Source organism: Motilimonas sp. E26 (assembly GCF_021278025.1).
GTDB lineage: Bacteria > Pseudomonadota > Gammaproteobacteria > Enterobacterales > CBDFNC01 > Motilimonas.
On the sequence record NZ_JAIBHJ010000016.1, the window covers coordinates 1 to 19,033 of the forward strand.

Here is a 19,033-nt window from a genome sequence, read left to right on the forward strand (position 1 = left end):
CTTCTTAACCACCTGATGTTGCGTTGCGCCTTGCGCTGTGCCGTCTCAGTGGTTGCGCATTATAGGGAGATTCGATTTAAGCGCAACCCTTTTATTGAGCTAATTTGTAAAAATATCGCTATTTTGATGTTTTCACACCGAAACGCTCAAAAACCACACTAAACTTGATAAAAATGGCGCTTTTATCAGCTTATAGTTTTTCTAGTCGAGCATAAGAAGTGACTAGCCACTTGCTACCTTGGTCGTCAAAATGCACTTGAATGCGGCTATGCTCCCCACTTCCTTCATAATTAAGCACCGTACCATCGCCGAATTTCACATGATTAACCCGCTGACCTAAGGCAAAGCCGGTGTTCTCAAACGATTCATTAACTGAAGTATTGGAAAAACGGCCAAATTGCGTTGGTCGACTAACTTGGGTTTTCAATCTCACTTCCGTGACACACTCAGCGGGCAGCTCTTTGAGAAAACGCGAAGGGCGATGAAACTTTTCTTGGCCGTATAAACGGCGACTTTCGGCGTAGCACAAATAGAGTTTTTGCATCGCACGGGTCATGCCCACATAACAAAGGCGACGTTCTTCTTCTAATCGCGTTGGGTCTTCTGCAGATTGTTGGCTTGGAAACATGCCTTCCTCTACACCCACGACAAAGACCAATGGAAATTCGAGCCCTTTCGCTGAGTGCATGGTCATCATTTGCACCGCATCATCAAATTCATCAGCTTGTTGTTCACCCGCTTCTAGTGCGGCGTGAGTTAAGAAAGCGGTCAAATCTGACATTTCTTCGGCTTCTTCCGGCTTTTCAAATTGCTTGGTCGCCGTGACCAGCTCTTCTAAGTTTTCAATTCGCGCCTTGCCCTTCTCGCCTTTCTCTGCCAAATACATGGCTTGGAGGCCAGAGTGCAAAATCACAAAATCCACTTGTTCGTGTAATGGCAACTCGGTGGTGTCTTGTTCCATTTGATTTATCAGCTGGACAAACCCTTTTAATGCAGTAGACGCTCGCCCCGCAAAAACACTTTCATCTAATAGTTGAATCAATGTTTGCCACAAGGTTTGGCCGCGATCGCGTGCGGCGATACGTAATATGCCTAAGGTTTTATCGCCAACGCCGCGTGCTGGGGTATTAATGATGCGCTCAAACGCGGCATCGTCTAAGCGCGAATTAATCACCCGCATATAAGCCAGTGCATCTTTAATTTCTTGCCGATCAAAGAAGCGATGACCGCCATAAATTCGATACGGTAAACTGGCCTGCATTAGGGCTTCTTCTATTACTCGTGATTGCGCGTTGTTACGATATAAAATGGCGCAGTCTTTTAAATCGCCTTTTTCATCGCGCCACTCTTTAATTTGCCCAACCACAAAACGCGCTTCATCCACTTCATTAAAACCAGCATATAGCGAGATCGGCTCGCCAGCGTCACCTTCGGTCCAAAGCTCTTTACCCATGCGTTCACTATTATTAGCAATGAGCTTGTTTGAGGCTTTTAGAATAGTGGCGGTTGAACGGTAATTTTGCTCAAGGCGGATGGTTTCCGCGCCTTTATTGTCATCAAGAAAACGCTGAATATTTTCAATACGGGCACCACGCCAGCCATAAATCGACTGATCATCATCGCCAACAATCATGAGGTTATTGTCGCTACTGGTTAAAAGTCGTAGCCAAGCGTATTGGATATTGTTGGTATCTTGAAACTCGTCGACCAGCACGTTGCGAAAACGCTTTTGGTAATGCTCGAGAATAAACGGGTTGTTGAGGAATAACTCATGGGCACGTAATAGCAGCTCGGCAAAATCAATCAGACCGGCACGGTCACAGGCTTCTTGGTATGCCTGATAGATCTTAATAAAAGTACCTTCTATAACATCACCAAACGCATCAAGATGCTTAGGTCGTAAGCCTTCGTCTTTTTTACCATTGATATACCACTGCGCTTGCTTAGGCGGAAAGGTTTTATCATCCAGATTCATGCCCTTACATAGGCGTTTCAGTAAGCGCAGTTGATCATCTGAATCAAGCACCTGAAAGTCTTGCGGCAAACCAACATCATTATAGTGAGCACGCAATAAGCGATGGGCTAATCCGTGGAAAGTACCAATCCACATGCCACCCGCACCACTGCCTAACAAAGCTTCCACCCGCGCGCGCATTTCTTTGGCGGCTTTATTGGTAAAAGTCACCGCCAGTACCGAGTAAGGCGAACAATGCTCGACTTGCAGTAACCAAGCAATGCGGTGCACCAGCACGCGGGTTTTACCGCTGCCCGCGCCCGCTAAGACGAGTTTACTGGATTGTGGCGCAGCAACTACGGCGCGCTGTTTGTCATTAAGACCGTCGAGCAAAAGTTCAGGATTCATAAAAGCACTGTTTATTTATTCAGTAATAAAGGGATTATACCCAAACCAGCCAAAGATGCGAATCTCGCTAGTAGGGAATATACCCAAGCAGCCTTAAGGTGCTGAGGCATATGTGATTAAAGCAGGTTTAATAACTGGCTAAGATGTGTCATTTCAATATCAGGCAACATGCGGCTATCTTGATGAGCGCGCAACTGATGCCCTTGGTCATTAAACCAGATAGCTTGCGCGCCATTCGCTTTAGCGCCCAACACATCGGTAGTTAAGTGATCGCCAACGTGTAGAATATCAGCTATTTCAATGTTTAAATGATTAGCCGCGTAAGCAAACATATCGATATAGGGTTTCGCCCTTAAGCCATCACCCGCTTTTAACACCAAGCTAAATGCATGGTCTAAACCTATCTGCGCTAAATTCACATTGCCGTTAGTAATCGCGATCACAGGATAAACTTGCGCTAGCCGGTTAAGCACATCAAAACTTGCTGCAGGCACGGTAAAGTCACTGCGTACATGTAAAAAATATTCAAACACCTGCTGCGCCATTTGCGCTGGCTCTGCTACTTGTAGCTCAACGAAGATGGCTTGTAACGCCGCTAAACGCCAAGCTGTAACATCACCAACCAAAGCTGCATCTAAAGCAAGCACTTGTTGCTTGTAATCAAACCATTGTTGCTTGGTCAATCGCGCTAATCTTGGGTCTTGTTGGCGTAAATAATCAAAGCTTTGTTGTTCAGCTTTTATGATGATCGGGCGGTTGTCGTACAAGGTGTCATCGAGGTCAAAACTGATGGCTTTAAATGGCTTTAAACGGCGGTAACATTTCATTATTCAGACTCTTTATTTCGCTTTGATCTTGGGTGGGCATTATCGTAAACCTTCGCTAAATGTTGAAAGTCTAAATGGGTATAAACTTGCGTGGTGGCAATATTGGCGTGGCCAAGTAACTCTTGCACCGCGCGTAGGTCACCACTGGACTCCAGCATATGAGTGGCAAAGGAATGACGCAGTTTATGGGGATGAACATGACTATTTAAACTTTGTTTTAAGCCCCATTGCTCCATTCTTGCTTGCACACTTCGTACCGAAATACGCTGCTTACGCTTCGACAAAAACAAGGCTGGCTCATCACTTAGTGCATATTCACTACGCACCACTAACCAAGCCCGAATACTGTCGACCGCCTGGCGGCCCACAGGCAAGATACGCTCTTTGTTGCCTTTACCGATCACTCGCACCTGCCGCTCATCTAACTTTATTGACGTTAGATCCAGATTAACCAGTTCACTCAAACGCAGGCCTGAAGAATACATTAATTCCATAATGGCTTTATCGCGGATAACTAACGGGTCGTTGGTATCTAAATCAAGCAAGCGAAGCATATCGTCAACATCGAGGTTTTTCGGCAGTGGCCGGCCTTGCTTCGGTGGGCTAATACCTTTACAGGGGTTAATTACCAACCAATCTTGGCGCAAGGCAAATTCATAGAAACTACGTAAAGCAGATAGTTTGGTGGCAATACTGGCAGAGCTAATGCCTTTTTTATGCAACTTAGCAATCAGTAAACGCACCATTTGCGCATCAACCTGCCGCCAAGACGTTACGTTTCGTTCGGCCAATAACGCCATAAACTGCACTAAATGCTGCTGGTAGTTCTGGAGAGTATGAGGACTTAACTGACGTTCGGATTTGAGGTGCTGCAAAAACGCATCCATCCACTCTTGCATGACACACCTCATTATTTGGAATGGCGTTACGCGCTGTCGGTTTTAATTTTTACCAACCGCGGCAATAAAATAGCCACAATCTGGCAAAGCTGGTCTAATAGCAGGGTATCCATTTCTGGCACAAAATGGTTCGCATTAGCACTACCAACGGCCAAGATCCCCAGACAACCTTGCTCTCCTAGCTCAATTAAAGCAACTGAGTTAACTAAGGCTTTTTCACCAAAAATGGCGTTTTTGTCGGCGTAATCAATACGACCAAAATAATGCTCTTCGTTACGGATCCGCTGCGCTCGCAAACCATCAAGAGTCGATTTATCTAGGCTATAGATAGCATGCTGCGCTGGCAGATCAAAATAGTCTGTATCTAACTTGATGGCAAATGCGTTTAACCTTAATTGTTCACGAAAAACCCGACCTAAGATTCGTACTAACTGAACCAAAGATTCTGCCTGCAGTAACTCAGGATACAAATCACCATAAGTCCGCGAAATTTTCTCATTATGAGTCGCAATGGACATCAACTGAGTAATTTCTTCTTCAAGCTGGCTAATTTTTTGCCGTTGGCGTTGCATTTGCATCTGCACCAACGAAACCGTGCCATGCTCTTCATGAGGTAAAGTTAGCGAGCTTAACAATTCAGGGTGGCGCATAAAAAACTCAGGTGAGTTAGCTAAAAATTGCGCCACATTTTCTTCATCTAATGCAACCTGATGTGGCGCAACACTACTGTCATTCATATTTGAATTTGTCCGTCAAACACATGTTCTGCCGCGCCAGTCATCATCACTGAGCCGCCCGGTTGCCACTCAAAAGACAACTTGCCACCACGCAACTCTAAAGTACATTTAGGTCCAAGCTTACCTTGCAGTTGCCCAATCACCGCGGCAGCACAAGCACCCGAGCCACAAGCTAATGTTTCCCCAGCACCACGCTCCCATACTCGAAGCTTGCCTAAACCTTCATTAACTACTTGTAAAAAGCCCACATTTACCTTTTGCGGAAAACGTTCATGCTTTTCTAACAAGGGACCCAATATCTCTACCGGTGCAGTATCTATATCATCAACCAATACCACACAATGAGGATTGCCCATCGACACCACACCACACATAGTGGCGCCCTCATCAGTAAGCACTAAGTAAGTTTTCTCTTCTTTTTGCGCTTTAAAAGGTATTTTAGCTGGCTCAAATATTGGTTTGCCCATGTCCACCGTGATGTTGCCATCTGGCTGCACTATCAACTCAATCCGCCCCTTGGCGGTACTGACACCGATACGTTTTTTATTGGTCAAACCTTTCATGCGCACAAAACGGGCAAAACAACGCGCGCCGTTACCACATTGTTCAACTTCACTGCCATCCGCATTAAAAATACGGTAATGAAAATCTAAATCGGGGCTATATGGCGGTTCAACAATTAACAGTTGATCAAAACCAATACCAAAGTTGCGGTCCGCCAAACGGCGGATCGCATCATTAGAAAAGAACACATTTTGGGTTACATTATCAACCACCATAAAGTCGTTGCCCAAGCCGTGCATTTTCGAAAAATTCACTAACATCTAATTTCGTTCCTTAGGAAGGTAAAACGTTTTCACCTTTCCACAGGTCTTCATGAGTTTCACGCGCTCGCACTAGGTAAGCTTGATCCCCATCGACCATAATTTCTGCGGGGCGACAACGGCTGTTGTAGTTTGACGCCATGGTAGAGCCATAAGCGCCAGCACTGCGCACAACAACGTAATCACCTTCAGCAATTGCTAGGTCACGATCTTTACCTAAGAAATCACCCGTTTCACAAATCGGTCCCACTACATCATAGTTGCGGGTTTCTCGGTCGGCTTGTATGTTCATCGGCTCAATACGTTGCCAAGCGCTATAAAGTGATGGACGAATTAAGTCATTCATTGCCGCATCAACAATGGCAAAGTTTTTGTGCTCAGTTAATTTCAAGAACTCAACTTTAGACACCAAAATCCCAGCATTGGCCATGATCGCACGGCCTGGTTCAAACAATAACTTCAACTTACGATCGCCAAGACGCGCTTTAAGTGCCTTAGTGTATTCAGCCGGTTGTGGCGGTGTTTCACCGTTGTACGGCACACCCAAGCCGCCACCAACATCTAAGTGGCTAATTTCAATGCCTTTAGACTTTAAGTTATCGATCAATATTAACAACTTATCGATAGCTTCAATAAAGGGTTCAATTTCCGTTAGCTGAGAGCCAATGTGACAATCGACACCTTTCACTTCAAGATTTTCTAGTCCACTGGCTATTTGATAAATCGCAGACGCCTTTTCGATATCGATACCAAACTTATTTTCTTTTAAACCTGTCGAAATATAAGGGTGCGTACCTGCATCTATATTAGGGTTAACGCGAATAGAAATAGGCGCTTTTTTACCCATAAGAGCGGCAACTTCATTAATACGTAATAATTCGCCTTCAGACTCAACGTTAAAACAGTAAATGCCAGCTTCTAACGCGGTACGAATTTCTAATTCCGTTTTACCGACACCGGAAAATACAACCTTTTTTGGATCGCCGCCGGCTTTTAATACTCGTAGTAACTCACCAACAGACACAATATCGAAACCTGAGCCCAACTTAGCCATCAGATTCAATACACCTAAGTTTGAGTTTGCCTTCACTGCGTAACAAATCATATGGGGATGATCGCCTGCGGCTTGGTCAAAAGCATGCCAATGGCGCTCGATAGTGGCACGAGAATAAATATAAGCAGGCGTACCGCTTTGCTTAATAACGTCTTCTACCGCTAAGTCTTCCGCGAAAAGACGACCATCTTCCTGATAATTAAAAAAGTCCAAAGCTCTACCCCTACTTAGATTGATCTGTTTCGTTATTATTGGTTACATCTGCTGTCGGCATCGGCGTTGGTTCCAATGACGATTCGGGCTGAGGCTCAGGGGTTGGTAAATACAACGGCCCCTTGACACCACATCCGGCAAGCAGTAAAACCAAGCCTAAACCAAAGGCCATTTGGTTTACTCTGGTCATGATAGACTCTATGTTAATTCGGTTATGAACACTATAATCGCATTCACCATGATAAAAGCAATAGGGATTACGCAATGAATGATACTGAATTTCACCGTTTAGCCGATGATTTTTACCAACTACTAACAGAAAAGGTCGACCCATACGAAGACGATATTGAATGGGAAATCAATGGTAGCGTGCTTGAACTGGAATTTGCTGACCGCTCTAAAATCATTATCAATCGTCAAGAGCCACTGCATCAGATTTGGGTTGCCACTAAGTTTAACGGCCATCATTTTGAATACAAAGATGGTCCTTGGATTGATAACCGCGAAGGCGGCGAGCTATTAAGCTTCCTGAGTGCAGCAATTGAAAAGCAATCTGGTATCAAGGTTGACCTAGGCGATGCTTGATTCCATCACGATCGAGCCAACCGGTGAAGCCCAAGCTTGTGTGATTTGGTTGCACGGTTTAGGTGACTCAGGTGCAGGGTTTGCTCCTATTGTGCCAGAGCTGAAACTGCCCAAGCAGCATGGGATCCGCTTTATCTTTCCTCATGCACCAATCCGCGCGGTCACCGTGAACCAAGGGCAAACCATGCGCGCTTGGTATGATATTAAGACGATGGACTTAAATAATCGCGCCGATGAAACAGGCGTACTCGAGTCCATGGTGTTAGTCAGCGAATTAATTGAGCAACAAGTTGCGCAAGGAATAAAGCCAGAAAATATCGTGATAGCAGGGTTTTCACAAGGGGGCGTGATCGCGCTACACTTAGCTTGCCGTAGCCAACATCGCTTTGCTGGCGTGATGGCGTTATCCAGCTACATGTGTAAACCAGAGAAACTGGGTAAAGAGAAAACGTCAACTAATCAAGATACCCCCTTCTTGATGCATCATGGTGAGTTTGACGAGGTCGTGCCACTACAAGCAGCCAAGCAAGCTAAGCAAACCTTGAGCGAACATGGTTTTAGCGTAAAATGGCAAACCTACCGCATGGGCCATAGTTTGTGTGCGCAACAACTTGCCGATATTAGCTACTGGCTAAGGCAACGTTTAGGGTCTGCGATATAAATGTTTTAAGGCCTAATGAATGACGAACGCCATAGGCCCAAAATTAAGAAGCGCTACTAAATTGCTTTATTGGCTCACTGGTTATGGACGGTGAACGATAAGGCAATAATTCCAAGTCGCCATTGGCATCACTTACTATTTCGTAAAACTGCGGCAAGTTGAAGTTAATCATAGACTTATCATCTTGACGCGAATGGGCAGAAGTGTAAAAACGATTCACCCCTTGCACCAATTCTTCTTTGTTACCACTGAAATGCTGATAAGTTTCTACACGATTGATTTCATCAACGATATAGATATTAAAGCCAGTGTCATGATTTTCAAAAAAGAACTGCACTAGTCCTTCACTAGAATGAGACGCGACAATCTCAGGGGTTTTGGTGTGATGGGTTTTATCCAACCGTAGTGGCATTCGCTCCAGCTTGGTATCCGCAATTTGGCTATAAAAATCAATGGCATTTTCCAGTTTCTTAACTGACACACCACGGCGTTCGTAGAACACGCCAAATTTTTGATTGCCGACCACTAAAGTTTTTACCGCTTGATCGCGTTCAGAGCTCAACCGTGTAGTGATACCTTCTGCGACTAATTGCTGGAAACGATTACGAATTAAACCACGGAAATGTTGCGCATAGCAAAACACATCAATCCGATCGGGAGAGGCGGCATCATTATGCATTTTACCTAAAATAGTACTCAACGCATCCACCACACTCTCTTCACCATTAAAGTGTAAGGTTCTAATTTCATTCCAAGAGTTACGATAAACCAGATCAACACTACCGACTAAGCATTCTTTATTGGCACCAAAAGAAAAAACATCACTGGCGTTAACATCAAACTCAATCACCTTGTTGGCCCAGTGACAAGTAGGGTCGTTCTCTAAGTTGAGAAAAATGCTCAAATGGCGAATTTCACAAGGACGACTCAAAGCAAGGTTAGTCGCATTAGATACTTTAACTTTAAATGTCTGCGCCAAATCTTGGCTAAACTGTAAGAAGTTTTCTTGTACTAAATCCGAGCCCTGATTAAACAAGTGCAATTTAGTATCTTTGACCAGCAAACCGTTGAAATAACTCCAAGCAATTAGCTTAGATAAATAGGGGCTATGCTCAAGAGGCGCACGTCCTATAATCGCTCTCGATTCTAGGGTTGAATTATACAAGTACCACCCTTCAGGGTTAGAACGCCCCTCTGGCACCTGCACCACACTCAAGTTTGGTTCAGAAAGATCAGGTGAAATACTCGGGTTTATTAACGCGACTTTACCAGGTAAGCTTTCAAATGCAGCGTATAACTTGCGCGACAAAATGCCGATGTCTTCGGGGTTAATACACTCACCAATATTATTACGGCGGGCAAAACGGATCAGGTTACGATAGCTCACCATAAGTGCTTCGAGCAGTTCACCATGAGCACCACGCACTTCCTGCACTTTCCAATACTCACGATTATCTAAATGCTGCAGTACTTGCTCACTCCATTGCCATTGCGCAACAATTTCTTGCAATGAATTTCGACGCCAAGCCGGTTCATCTTCTTTCGCTAGTTGAGATAAGCGGTCACAGGTTTTGAGGTAAAAACAGCGTCGCGCTAAATCTAAGCGCTTATGGTCGTTGGTGGCTTCGAGATACTCCGTGACCTGATTCAGCATCAACCAATAGGCATCTAATTTTTTGTCGTAAAAACTTTGTTGATGGAACGTTTTTTTAGCGCGAACCGAAATTAACTCGGTATTAGGATAAGCCCAAGAATACGCTTCCATCAGCAAGGTTTTAATAACTGCTTTGTACGGACTATCAATTCCCTTATAAAGCTGCCATAAGCTAGAGCCAAAGTACTCTTCTGCTGGGATCCGGCCAAAGCCACCCAGATCAAGCCAGTCATCTAAATTAATCTTATTCTGCCCAACCAACTGAGCCACATATTCGTCGTAATTACCTTCTTGCTCGGCGGGGATCATAGGCCACAATAAAGGCTTGCCCGCAATACACAAAGCACTGCGATAAAATTCATCCAGCAACAATAGATGGGATGCACTACCACAGCCCTCTTTACTCATGTGAGCGCTATTTTGGACGCGAAATTTATTGTCAGGAACCAAGAAAAAGTTAACTTCAATACCGCGGGTTTCGGCCCACTGTGTAATCAGCAAACACTTATTCTCAAGCAATAAACGCCGTTCACGGCTTAATTCATGCTGATGACAAATCCAAATATCTAAATCACTGTCACAGCACTGACCAATCGATGAGGTACTACCCATGGTATACAAACCTAAGATAGTGGTTTCATTTACATCGATATTGGCGTCACAGTTAGCGGTGAGGGATAAGTCTTGAACGAAGTTCCGTTGTTCACAAGAAGGTTCAAATGCGGCAATACCATGGGGCACTTCGCCATTAACGAAGCCTGGTAATAGTGGGTTATTATAATGTAGCAATACAGGGATAAAGTTAAAAACATAACGGCCTTGCGCCGGCAATGCATCCCGCGCATATTGTAAACGCAAAAGATTAAATTCATCTGCACGTTGTTGTAATGCTTCTAGCTGCTGCAAAAAATGACCCTTTCTAAAAAGTATGACTCACTCACCAAGCCCAAACAGGCCGCTTACAGAGTCAACTTAAGACCACACAAAAAGTGTGATCATGTTAACAGTATATTAGTGATAGGTAAACACAACTGCTCATAAAACCAACATCAGTGCTGGTAAAATCAGCTTTAACCATTCATAGCAAAATATTTTCGCGCTGAAACATATCAAAACAACACTATGATGAAAATATAAATTCGCAGCATTAATGAGTTGTTTAAGGGTTTTTGATAACATTCAGAGCCCTACTCAGACCAATGGAATGAACATGGCAACACAAACATTACGTATCGCCACGCGCAAAAGCCCGCTAGCAATGTGGCAAGCACAATTTGTTAAAGACGCTTTAGAAGCGATCCACCCTGACCTTGAAGTGATTTTGCTTCCTTTTGTCACTAAGGGTGACATTATCCTAGATACTCCGTTGGCCAAGGTGGGTGGTAAAGGGCTATTTGTAAAAGAGCTGGAAAATGCCATGCTCGCAGGTGAAGCGGACATTGCCGTACATTCAATGAAAGACGTTCCGATGGAGTTTCCTGCGGGATTAGGCTTAGCAACGATCTGTGAACGCGAAGACCCACGCGATGCTTTTGTTTCAAATCACTTCCAAACCATTGAAGAGTTACCTGCTGGTGCAGTGGTTGGCACCTCAAGCTTACGCCGTCAATGCCAACTACGCGCGAGCCGTCCCGATCTAGTGGTGAAAGACCTACGCGGTAACGTTAACACGCGTTTAGCAAAAATGGATGCTGGTGAATACGATGCGATTATTTTGGCCGCGGCTGGCTTACTACGCCTTGAAATGAATGATCGCATTGCCAGCTATATTAGCCCTGAACAAAGTTTACCCGCAGTTGGCCAAGGCGCGGTTGGCATAGAATGTCGTAGTGACGACCACGTAACAATTGCCTTACTGGCATCATTAGATCATCCCGAAACTCGTATTCGAGTCTTGGCAGAGCGCGCCGTTAATAATACTTTAGAAGGCGGTTGCCAAGTGCCTATTGGCAGTTATGCTGAGCTAGAAGGCGAAGAGATTTACTTACGCGCATTAGTGGGAAGTCCAGATGGTAGCGCCATGCTATACCGTGAAACCCGCGGTCCCATCGCACAAGCAGAGCAACTTGGCATAACCTTGGCCAATAGCTTATTGGACGCGGGAGCGAAAGCGATCCTCGCAGAGGTTTATCAAAACGCATGAGGTCGCTACGCATTTTAGTTACGCGGCCGCAGCGACACCAGCAGCCGCTAATTGATGCATTAGAGCAACAAGGTTGGTTTGCTATCGGCCAGCCTTTGCTCGAAATCAGCACCAGCCCTGACATAGAATCATTGGCCATGTCACAACATGAACTAGATAACTTTCAGTTCATCATCGCGATTAGCGACAATGCCGTACGTTATGCTAATAGCTATCTAAAACGGCACCATCTAAATTGGCCAAGACAGGCTAGATACTTAGCCGTCGGCAAAAACACCGCAGACTGTTGGCATCAACTCGCGCAAATAAACGCGTGCTACCCAGAGTCAGCGGATTCAGAAGGCTTAATCGCCATGCCGGCATTGCAAGCCATCGACCAGAGAAGAATACTCATACTCAAAGGTAATGCAGGCCGCGACCTGATCGCATCAAGCTTACAAAAAGCAGGAGCTAAGGTCACAGAAGTCAGCACCTATCAACGTCAGCCGATACCCTTAAATCAAGCTGAAACTCTAACTAAATGGCAACAAAATCACATAAATAGTGTTATTATCACTAGCGGTGAGATACTTACCGCCCTGATAAATGTTGTACCAAATTGCGAGCGTAACTGGCTGTTTAAACTAAACTTGATTGTAATTAGCCACAGAATCGCAAAACTGGCCCGAGAAGCTGGGTTTATCAAAGTTTGGATCGCTCAAGGCGCCAGCCAATCAGCCTTGATCCAATGCCTTCATAATATTGAATAACATAGGACAGGTGTCAATGACCGCTAAAGACAGTAATTCAACCAACCCCAAAAGCACGCCGTCAACGCCTGAAAATAAAGATAAGGCCAAGGTAGAGGCTCAGGTCGATAAAAAGGCGCCGTCAAAAGCCGCCGTTGCGACGCCTCAACCAGCCACCAGCCAAGAACGCAGTAAGCCAAATAAAGGCGGCCTTTACTTAGGCATCGCAGCTATCATACTCAGTGCCGGCTTAAGCTCGTGGCTATATTGGCATCATCAGCAAACTCTAACCAACCAACAAAGTCAGTTAGACCAACTTGAAAACCAAATTTTAGACCGCTTACAGTTACAAATAACGTCGGCCCTCGATCAACAGCAGCGTGATATTGGCGACCTAAAAGCGCTTAACCAAGCCACTTCTGAGCGCAATAAAGCCCTAGAGCAAAGCTTGCAAGCGCAAGCTAAACAAGCAACGTTAATTGAACAAGACATCGGCAACTTGCAGCGCAATATTGCAGAAATGGACGTGCGCCGCCCTAGTGACTGGATGCTAGCAGAAGCGGAATATTTAATGCGTATGGCGGGTCGGAAGCTATGGCTAGAGCATGACGTGAAATCCAGTATTGCCCTACTACTGGCGACGGACCAACGGATTACCGAGCTTTCCGATCCCAGTTTAAACCCGTTACGCCAAGCCATCATTAACGATATCTCTCAACTAGAAGCGCTGCCTGACCTCGACAAAGACGGCTTAGTATTGAGGCTCACTAGCTTGGAGCAACAAATAGATAAGCTCAACATTGCCGGAATCAAGTTACCAGAAGTGTTGACTGAAACCGACAATACTTTGTCTTCAGATATCAGTGACTGGCAAGACAACCTAAAAAAATCATGGCGCTCATTTGCCGACAGTTTTATTACCATTGAACGCCGAGATGGCAAAGTAGAAGCCTTATTAGCACCTGACCAAGCTTGGTATTTAAAAGAGAACATTAAAAACCAACTGGTCAAAGCTCAGCTTGCTGTCTATCGCGAGCACCAAGCTATTTATACCGAGTCACTAGAAAAGGCCGCTAGTTGGATCAACCAGTACTATGATCAAAACAATCCAAACACACAGTACTTGGTAGAAAGTCTTACGGAGCTCAGCAAAAAAGCCATCACCGTTCAGTACCCAGATCAGTTGAAATCGAAACCTATCTTAGAAGACGTCATTGATCATCGTGTGAAGAAGTCTCTTTCTAACTCAATGAAACAGGAGTTAAGCAATGATTAAAGCGGCGATTCTTGTTGCCATTATTATTGCGGGCCTCATTTTTGGCCCCGAAGTGTCTGGCAGTAAAGGTTATGTTTTGGTGGCAATGGGCAATTACACCATTGAAACAAGCGTCACCAAAGCAATCATTCTATGTGTTTTATTTTACCTTTTATTATTGGGTATTGAATGGCTATTGCTTAAAACATTGGGTATCAGTAAAACATCTTATGATTGGCTACGTGGTCGCAATGTACGTAAAGCACGTAAAAATACCTACGCAGGTATGCTCGCATTAGCCGAAGGCGACTTTAAAAATGCAGAGCGCCTTACTGCCAATTCAGCCACGCATAGTGACACTCCCCTGCTAAACTATCTTGCTGCCGCGGAAGCAGCACAAGAGCAAGGTGATAACGCCAAGCGTGACACCTACTTAAAACAGGCGCAGCAAAATAGCGATAACAACTTTGCCATTGGCTTAACTCAAGCCAAATTTCATTTACGCCAAGGCCAATATGAAGAAGCCCATGCCGCGTTAAGCCTACTGCATAATAAACAGCCGAAACACCAACAAGTATTAAAATTACTCAGTGAAACATACCAACAGCTGGGAGAGTGGCAAAAATTATTGGATGTACTGCCAAGTTTACGTAAAGCCGGATTAGTGGCCAATGATGATGCTGAACAGTTAGAACTAACCGCCTATGCCAAAATCTTTCAACAATTGGCACAACAAGAAGGCAGCCATGGCTTACAAGTATATTGGAACAAAATGTCCCGTAAGCTAAAAGCCGAGCCAAGCTTGATTGCTGCAATAGGTGAAGAGCTGATTGCCCTTGACGATCATGATGGTGCCAAAATTATTCTACTAAACGGCATCAAAAAGTCTGCCCCAGACAGGGTATTGGCAGTGATTAATCAGCTCAAACTAGCTGACTATCAAGCGCTCATAAACAGCTTGGAACATGGCCGGAAGAAATTCCCAGCCAGTGCGGCATTAGAATCCGCTTATGCACAATGCCAACAGAAAGCGGGCAACATTGAACTGGCGATTAAAGCCTACCAAGCTGCGATAGAGCTAACGCCCAATGCCAATGATTACTACCAGTTAGGTTTATTACTAGAACAACAAGGTGTCATTAGCGAAGCTCAGCAGTGCTTTAAGCAGGGGCTGACATTAAGCCAAGCATAAGCTCAATCCCATAAACAACTAAGCCCAGCAAATGCTGGGCTTATTTTTTAAACGCTAAAAAGAGGGACGGCTATACGATGCAGAGTTGTGAGCGCTTTATCTTCACCGCCAGCTTCATTTGAAAGATATCCAGCGCGACTGACAGCAAGTTAACCCTCAAGCCAGTCAGCCAATATTTGTCCTGCTTCTTCAAATTCATATTCATCAATCAAGTGATCAACTTTATCTGCAACCTCAGGCGCTTGCTTAGCAAGGCCTGTGCGCAACTGCTGCCAACGTTGCTGCGCTTCACCACTAGATTGGGCTAATAATTGCTGTAGCTCTAGCCATGCGCTTTGCTTTTCATTGTCTGCGCCTTGATTTGGGTGCGAAGTCAGTTGCTCTGATACCAATTGCTCAGCAGCGAGCCAAGCTTGTAGTTGTGCTATGGTCGAAGATAAGCAATGATGAAATGGCTCTAAGAGTTCAAAATTCGCTGCCGTAACAGAATGCCACTGCAACTCTTGCTGCTCGGACAACTTATGTAACTGTTCCAAACCAATATTGCCCGAGGCTCCTTTAAGGCCATGTACAATACTTTTTGCTTGCTCTGCATCATTAAACAGTAGGGCTTGCCTAATATTGTCTAAGTCGTTTTGATGCCCTTTCACAAATTCAGCCAACAGCTCTACTAGCAAGCTAGCATTCCCAGCCAAACGTTTCATTACCGTCTCAAGCTCCACTTCAGGAGGAGACTCAGACCAAGGAAAGGCGCTATCTTTTGTTACACTTATTAATTTTTTCGCAACAATTTCACTCGGCTGCTCTTGAGTTATCTGGGTCGTTTCTTGATTAACTTCTTGAGCAATCTCCGAGCTTTCTTTTGCTGGTGTCGGTAACCATTTTTTTAAAACACGTTTTAGCTCATCAGGATCAATCGGCTTACTAAGGTAATCATCCATTCCTTGTTTCAAACACTTCTCTTTATCTCCAGCCATGGCATGAGCGGTCATCGCAATAATCGGAATTTGATGATTTTCTCGTATCAGCTTGGTCGCTTGGTAGCCATCCATCTCAGGCATTTGAATATCCATAAAGATAAGGTCAAACTCTTGTTGCTCAACCATGGCTACCGCTTCCACCCCATTTGAAGCTATCTCAATATTAATGCCTAGCGCTTTAATTAATTCTCTTGCAACTTGCTGATTAATTAGATTATCTTCTGCTAATAGCACTCTCCCCTCTAGCGTCGAGATTGCCAACGGCTCAGATTTATTGTTATCAGTGCGCTGACCGAGCAAAATATTGTGTAAGGTATTAAATAACACTGACTGATTAATCGGCTTAGTAATTAAGTCGACAATCCCCGCTCCTTTTGCTTGCTCTAGTGCATCATCACGACCAAACGATGTCACCATCACTATGGTTGGTAAGTTAAACTGAGATTTTGCTTTAAGTAAGCGCCTGCTGGTTTCAATGCCATCTAGGCCCGGCATTTTCCAGTCCATCAAAATCAGGTCATAGGCACTGTGGTTATCTTTTAATAGATGCTCAATGGCCGCTTCACCTGACTCCAATACATCCACTTCCATACCAAATTGGGTTAGCATATCGGAAAAGATCAAACGCGCACTTTCATTATCATCAACGACCAACACCCGCTTGTCTTTCAAGGCACTTTCTTGCGTCTTTGTCACTTCACCTTCACCAACCACCAAATCAACATAGAAAAAGAACGTGCTACCTTTACCTTGCGTACTCGTTACCCAAATATCACCACCCATTTTCATCACTAGCTGCTTACTAATGGCAAGGCCTAAGCCGGTGCCACCATATTTACGCGTAGTAGAAGTATCCGCTTGAGTAAAAGATTCAAATAATTGCGAGACCTGAGCTTCCGTTAAACCTATACCTGTGTCTTTAACAGCAAAAAGTAATCTAGCTTTTCCTGAACTGGCTGGCTTGGCACTTATTTTAACCAGAACCTCTCCCGTTTCGGTAAACTTAACCGCATTGCTGGTTAAGTTAGTCAGCACTTGGGCCAATCGAAGTGGATCACCAACCAGATGTGAAGGCACATCGGGCTCACAATGCACTAACAACTCAATGTCTTTTTCTTCTGCTTTGGTACTGCACAGTGCCGCAACTTCTTCTAAAATGGCACCCAGCTCGAACGGTACTGACTCTAACTCCAGCTTGCCTGCTTCAATTTTTGAAAAGTCGAGAATATCGTTAATAATACCAAGCAGGTTACGAGAAGAGGCTTGAATCTTATTAACATAATCTTCTTGCGTCTCGTCTAAACCCGTTTTCAGCGCTAAGTGACTTAAACCAATAATAGCGTTCATTGGCGTACGGATTTCATGGCTCATGTTAGCCAAAAAATCACTCTTATATTGGTTAGCCTGCTCAGCGTCCAGCTTGGCAATATTTAATTCGAGCATAGCCTGCTCAGCACGTTGACGGGCTTCTTCTAGCTCTAATACGCGCTTTTCTAATTGCTGTTCAGCCGCCTTACGATCGCTGATGTCATACAACCAAAGTAATACACCCTGCTGATTAGATTGCACTAACCGCTCTAGTGATAAAATTGCCCAAAAAATATGTCCAGAGCGACCCTTTAGCTGCACTTCTCGCGGTCTAACACGACCCGTTGCTTGAAATTCAGACTGACAAGCCGCGCGCTGTGCTTCATCCACCCAGCCAAACTGATACTGTCCAGGCGTTAATAGAAATGATAAGTCGGCACCTAACAGTTCATACAGCTGCGAGTTAGAATAAATGAGCCCGCCACCTTCATGCTGAACAATCCCCGCACCAATAGGGCTCAGATCGAGCACATTACGTAAACGTGCTTCATTGTCCCGCAGTGCCAGCTCCATACTTTTACGCTCAGTAATATCAGATGCTGTGCCGCAAACGCCACTTACGGTGTTAACCTCATCAAAAAGTGCAAAACGACTACGTAAAAAGGTCAGCTGCTGCCCATTATTGTCCAGCTCAACCTCCATTTCATCGCCTTGATTTTGCGTTAAGATGCTTTTATCGCCAATGAAAAATAGCCGATGAGCCGCATCTGAAAATGCTTCATCCGCTGTTTTTCCAATCACTTCTTGGCTCTTAACGCCAAATAGCCGCTCAAAACTACGGTTAACGAATACAAAACGGTTGTCGACGTCTTTCAAATAAAATAACGCGCTGGCGTTATTCAAAATGGCTTGGGTTCGCACTTCACCTTCACGAATGCGTCGCTCATCTATTTCACGCTGCACAATCATACGGTTATAAGCCGCTATCACTTGACCCAGTTCATCACGCGACTGCCAGCTAACGGTTTTAATCTCTTTGCCAACTGACATACCATTAATTGACTCAAGTAAACGCCGCAAAGGAATACCTAGCATACGATGGGTACTGAGTAATGAAACCCCAGCAATGAGTAAGATAAACACCACCAACATCACCAAATCTGATTTGATACGTTGGTAGCTTTTGCTGCGAATGGTGTCATCACGAAACACCACCCGTAATGCCCCCATCACAAGGGAGTCGTTACCATATTCATAACGAATATGTTTCATAATACTGATGTGACCTTGGTGCTCTACTTCTTGCTCACCAATTTCTAATAACACATTGTTTAATTCATCCATGAGTACTGCAGATACAAAAGCTTCATCAGAAGCGATATAGCTTAACGCCAACTCTAGGGCTTGGTTATCTAAATTCCACATATGGGAACCAAGCGCTTCAGACTGCACGGACACCAGCTGGTCGAGGTGGCTGTGTAAAGACTCTCGCTCATTAACGTAATGGCGATATTCTAAAATCGCAAACAACAGGGTTAAGCCAACAGCAGCCGTCGCAATAAAAATAGTCAACATCTTCATTGCGAGGGAGCGGGTCAGTCTCAATATCAT

Annotated in this window: 15 protein-coding genes; 6 read left to right on the top strand and 9 right to left on the bottom strand. The window is 44.6% G+C overall.

Annotation, left to right across the window (positions count from 1 at the left end; all coding sequences use genetic code 11):
* Positions 1–190: 190 nt before the first annotated feature.
* From uvrD to K1M91_RS13685, 7 genes are all read right to left on the bottom strand, one after another.
* The gene (gene uvrD, locus K1M91_RS13655; RefSeq protein WP_232802594.1) at positions 191–2,362 is read right to left on the bottom strand and encodes a DNA helicase II; all 2,172 of its coding nucleotides are present in this window, start codon (positions 2,360–2,362) and stop codon (positions 191–193) included.
* A 116-nt stretch (positions 2,363–2,478) separates the two neighbouring features.
* Positions 2,479–3,189 (bottom strand): HAD-IA family hydrolase, encoded by a 711-nt coding sequence (locus K1M91_RS13660; RefSeq protein ID WP_232802595.1) that lies wholly within the window; start codon positions 3,187–3,189, stop codon positions 2,479–2,481.
* On the bottom strand, positions 3,189–4,088 hold the full coding sequence (gene xerC / locus K1M91_RS13665) for a tyrosine recombinase XerC (protein WP_348983267.1): 900 nt from the start codon (positions 4,086–4,088) through the stop codon (positions 3,189–3,191). Before xerC ends, K1M91_RS13660 begins: the two co-directional genes overlap by 1 nt.
* A gap of 26 nt (positions 4,089–4,114) precedes the next feature.
* Positions 4,115–4,825, bottom strand: coding sequence for a DUF484 family protein (locus K1M91_RS13670; RefSeq protein WP_232802597.1), 711 nt, complete (start codon positions 4,823–4,825; stop codon positions 4,115–4,117).
* Entirely contained in the window at positions 4,822–5,649 is an 828-nt protein-coding gene (dapF, locus tag K1M91_RS13675) for a diaminopimelate epimerase (RefSeq protein WP_232802598.1), read from the bottom strand. The genes K1M91_RS13670 and dapF overlap by 4 nt, the downstream gene beginning before the upstream one ends.
* 13 nt (positions 5,650–5,662) lie before the next feature.
* Positions 5,663–6,916: a diaminopimelate decarboxylase gene (gene lysA, locus K1M91_RS13680; protein WP_232802599.1), complete on the bottom strand. Its 1,254-nt coding sequence runs from the start codon at positions 6,914–6,916 to the stop codon at positions 5,663–5,665.
* 10 nt (positions 6,917–6,926) lie between these two features.
* Positions 6,927–7,106, bottom strand: a complete 180-nt coding sequence (locus K1M91_RS13685) for a lipoprotein (RefSeq protein WP_232802600.1) — start codon at positions 7,104–7,106, stop codon at positions 6,927–6,929.
* Between the two features lie 74 nt (positions 7,107–7,180).
* Here K1M91_RS13685 and cyaY point away from each other — a divergent pair, with 74 nt between their 5' ends.
* On the top strand, positions 7,181–7,501 hold the full coding sequence (gene cyaY, locus K1M91_RS13690; protein WP_232802601.1) for an iron donor protein CyaY: 321 nt from the start codon (positions 7,181–7,183) through the stop codon (positions 7,499–7,501).
* Entirely contained in the window at positions 7,494–8,162 is a 669-nt protein-coding gene (locus tag K1M91_RS13695) for an alpha/beta fold hydrolase (protein ID WP_232802602.1), read from the top strand. The genes cyaY and K1M91_RS13695 overlap by 8 nt, the downstream gene beginning before the upstream one ends.
* Before the next feature lie 43 nt (positions 8,163–8,205).
* Here the strand turns inward: K1M91_RS13695 and K1M91_RS13700 are convergent, their stop codons facing one another.
* Positions 8,206–10,722, bottom strand: coding sequence for a class I adenylate cyclase (locus K1M91_RS13700; protein ID WP_232802603.1), 2,517 nt, complete (start codon positions 10,720–10,722; stop codon positions 8,206–8,208).
* A gap of 304 nt (positions 10,723–11,026) precedes the next feature.
* Between K1M91_RS13700 and hemC the strand changes: the two genes are divergently transcribed.
* From hemC to K1M91_RS13720, 4 genes are read left to right on the top strand one after another with little or no spacing between them, the layout of a single operon-like run.
* The gene (gene hemC / locus K1M91_RS13705; protein ID WP_232802604.1) at positions 11,027–11,959 is read left to right on the top strand and encodes a hydroxymethylbilane synthase; all 933 of its coding nucleotides are present in this window, start codon (positions 11,027–11,029) and stop codon (positions 11,957–11,959) included.
* Complete coding sequence (locus K1M91_RS13710) at positions 11,956–12,708, top strand: uroporphyrinogen-III synthase (RefSeq protein WP_232802605.1); 753 nt, start codon at positions 11,956–11,958, stop codon at positions 12,706–12,708. Before hemC ends, K1M91_RS13710 begins: the two co-directional genes overlap by 4 nt.
* A 16-nt stretch (positions 12,709–12,724) precedes the next feature.
* Complete coding sequence (locus tag K1M91_RS13715; RefSeq protein WP_232802606.1) at positions 12,725–13,963, top strand: uroporphyrinogen-III C-methyltransferase; 1,239 nt, start codon at positions 12,725–12,727, stop codon at positions 13,961–13,963.
* The gene (locus K1M91_RS13720) at positions 13,956–15,134 is read left to right on the top strand and encodes a heme biosynthesis HemY N-terminal domain-containing protein (RefSeq protein ID WP_232802607.1); all 1,179 of its coding nucleotides are present in this window, start codon (positions 13,956–13,958) and stop codon (positions 15,132–15,134) included. The genes K1M91_RS13715 and K1M91_RS13720 overlap by 8 nt, the downstream gene beginning before the upstream one ends.
* Before the next feature lie 149 nt (positions 15,135–15,283).
* Here the strand turns inward: K1M91_RS13720 and K1M91_RS13725 are convergent, their stop codons facing one another.
* Positions 15,284–19,033: a PAS domain-containing hybrid sensor histidine kinase/response regulator gene (locus K1M91_RS13725; protein ID WP_232802608.1), complete on the bottom strand. Its 3,750-nt coding sequence runs from the start codon at positions 19,031–19,033 to the stop codon at positions 15,284–15,286.

Excerpts from the sequence above, each read along its gene's own strand:
- uvrD (WP_232802594.1), bottom strand. The coding sequence starts at position 2,362 with ATGAATCCTGAACTTTTGCTCGACGGTCTTAATGACAAACAGCGCGCC.
- K1M91_RS13660 (WP_232802595.1), bottom strand. The coding sequence starts at position 3,189 with ATGAAATGTTACCGCCGTTTAAAGCCATTTAAAGCCATCAGTTTTGAC.
- xerC (WP_348983267.1), bottom strand. The coding sequence starts at position 4,088 with ATGCAAGAGTGGATGGATGCGTTTTTGCAGCACCTCAAATCCGAACGT.
- K1M91_RS13670 (WP_232802597.1), bottom strand. The coding sequence starts at position 4,825 with ATGAATGACAGTAGTGTTGCGCCACATCAGGTTGCATTAGATGAAGAA.
- dapF (WP_232802598.1), bottom strand. The coding sequence starts at position 5,649 with ATGTTAGTGAATTTTTCGAAAATGCACGGCTTGGGCAACGACTTTATG.
- K1M91_RS13685 (WP_232802600.1), bottom strand. The coding sequence starts at position 7,106 with ATGACCAGAGTAAACCAAATGGCCTTTGGTTTAGGCTTGGTTTTACTG.
- cyaY (WP_232802601.1), top strand. The coding sequence starts at position 7,181 with ATGAATGATACTGAATTTCACCGTTTAGCCGATGATTTTTACCAACTA.
- K1M91_RS13695 (WP_232802602.1), top strand. The coding sequence starts at position 7,494 with ATGCTTGATTCCATCACGATCGAGCCAACCGGTGAAGCCCAAGCTTGT.
- hemC (WP_232802604.1), top strand. The coding sequence starts at position 11,027 with ATGGCAACACAAACATTACGTATCGCCACGCGCAAAAGCCCGCTAGCA.
- K1M91_RS13710 (WP_232802605.1), top strand. The coding sequence starts at position 11,956 with ATGAGGTCGCTACGCATTTTAGTTACGCGGCCGCAGCGACACCAGCAG.
- K1M91_RS13715 (WP_232802606.1), top strand. The coding sequence starts at position 12,725 with ATGACCGCTAAAGACAGTAATTCAACCAACCCCAAAAGCACGCCGTCA.
- K1M91_RS13720 (WP_232802607.1), top strand. The coding sequence starts at position 13,956 with ATGATTAAAGCGGCGATTCTTGTTGCCATTATTATTGCGGGCCTCATT.
- K1M91_RS13725 (WP_232802608.1), bottom strand. The coding sequence starts at position 19,033 with ATGATATTGAGACTGACCCGCTCCCTCGCAATGAAGATGTTGACTATT.